This window comes from Enterobacter cloacae complex sp. XAL002, from assembly GCF_049236805.1.
In the GTDB taxonomy this organism is placed as follows: Bacteria; Pseudomonadota; Gammaproteobacteria; order Enterobacterales; family Enterobacteriaceae; genus Enterobacter; species Enterobacter intestinihominis.
Genome location: NZ_JBMKJN010000065.1, coordinates 1 through 1,617, shown reverse-complemented (window position 1 = coordinate 1,617; position 1,617 = coordinate 1). Strand labels below are relative to the sequence as shown.

The 1,617-nt window shown below is 47.7% G+C and carries 3 protein-coding genes; all 3 read left to right on the top strand.

Features of this window, described 5'->3' with window-relative positions; genetic code table 11:
• Window positions 1–127: 127 nt before the first annotated feature.
• A complete protein-coding gene (locus ACOT0L_RS23920) occupies window positions 128–592 on the top strand; it encodes a BRCT domain-containing protein (protein WP_000645230.1) in 465 nt (154 codons plus the stop codon).
• Window positions 592–1,161, top strand: a complete 570-nt coding sequence (gene dfrA19 / locus ACOT0L_RS23915) for a trimethoprim-resistant dihydrofolate reductase DfrA19 (RefSeq protein ID WP_000019304.1) — start codon at window positions 592–594, stop codon at window positions 1,159–1,161. Before ACOT0L_RS23920 ends, dfrA19 begins: the two co-directional genes overlap by 1 nt.
• Window positions 1,162–1,171: 10 nt before the next feature.
• The coding region (locus ACOT0L_RS23910) for a hypothetical protein (RefSeq protein ID WP_234704376.1) at window positions 1,172–1,617 on the top strand (446 nt) is incomplete at its 3' end.

The following is a 1,617-nucleotide window of genomic DNA, read 5'->3' as shown; positions in this document are numbered from 1 at the left end:
ATTTCAGGTAAGATACTTCGGATGAGGAGCAAAAAGGTGGTTTATACTTCCTATACCCAGTAGTGTTCCCCTGTCGGTTTGGTTGGGGTCGATGCCCCACTTTGGGCGCGGCGTTGGGCGCCGCAAGATGAAAGCTCTGTGTGAAGGCTTGGATATTAAGACCTTGGATGATTTCAATGCCATCACCGAAGAGCAGATCGTTAGCGTCGACAAATTCAGCTACAAAACTGCCGCAAAAGTGCTTGCAGGTATGGCTGAACATGCCGAGCTATTCAACAAGATTCAATCAATCATCGGGTTCAAACAGCAGGTCACTTCGGGGGATCGTTTTACCGGTGAGAAGATCGTGATCACCGGTTTTCGTGACGCGGCCTTGGAGAAGCTGATTGAAGCTGAGGGTGGTGAAGTGCAATCATCAGTCTCGTCGAAGACCACCATGGTGATCGCGGCATCCACTTCCGGATCTTCCGGCAAATTGAAGAAAGTGCACGATCTCAACAACAGCGGAAAGGCAAATATCAAACTGATTGATCTGGCCACCTTCCGTAAGCAATATCTGGAACAACCAGCATCGACTGGTTTGGAGTTTTAATGAGTCACCCACAACTTGAGCTAATAGTCGCTGTGGATTCTAAGTTGGGATTCGGGAAAGGCGGCAAGATTCCATGGAAATGCAAAGAAGACATGGCGCGATTTACGCGGATTTCTAAAGAGATCCGCGTGTGCGTTATGGGGAAACACACGTATACTGACATGCGTGACATGCAGTTAGAAAAGGATGGCGCCGAGGAGCGAATCAAGGAGAAAGGAATTCTCCCCGAACGCGAATCGTTCGTGATCTCCTCGACGTTAAAACAAGAAGATGTCATAGGCGCTACTGTCGTTCCTGATCTTCGTGCTGTGATCAACCTGTATGAGAATACCGATCAACGCATTGCTGTCATTGGTGGGGAGAAGTTGTACATTCAAGCTCTTTCATCAGCAACGAAACTGCACATGACCATAATTCCAAGAGAGTTCGACTGTGATCGATTTATTCCTGTTGATCCGATCCAGAACAATTTTCACATTGATTCCAGTGCCAGCGAGACTGTGGAGGCAACCGTTGATGAGACTCAAGAGCGCATTCACTTTGCTACTTACGTGCGTAACAATCAGTAACGCGCTGGCAGTGGAAGAACAAGAACCAGAAACGAAGCAGACGGTGTTGGCCGTCTGCTTCGAAACATCATTATTGGCTCGAGAACTGATCGAGAATACCATTCTTGCGGACGACATCCAAAACAATACAGAAAAGATAGCTTTGCAGTTGTCGGAGCCCCTCCCCCCAACTTATAATGGGATTATTGCTGGGCTAAACAATGCTGTCGCCATGCGTGGGACAGCAAACGTTGAATCGCCATCAAGAGCATCCACAGATTTACGTGCAGCCGTCATCGGTTTATGGTGTATAAATGACACCATAGCCGCCCTGAATCAGACTGATAATGCAGTCTTACAGGACGGCGAGTTGCAACAAACACTTGTCGATTATTACAACAACTTATTGGCTGACATCGTTTGTCGTTTTCAGAAGACGGCTGCACTGAACGTCAGAAGCCGACTGCACTATAGCAG

Bases quoted from the DNA above. Each gene is read 5' to 3' on its own strand.
- ACOT0L_RS23920 (WP_000645230.1), top strand. From the start codon at position 128: ATGAAAGCTCTGTGTGAAGGCTTGGATATTAAGACCTTGGATGATTTC.
- dfrA19 (WP_000019304.1), top strand. From the start codon at position 592: ATGAGTCACCCACAACTTGAGCTAATAGTCGCTGTGGATTCTAAGTTG.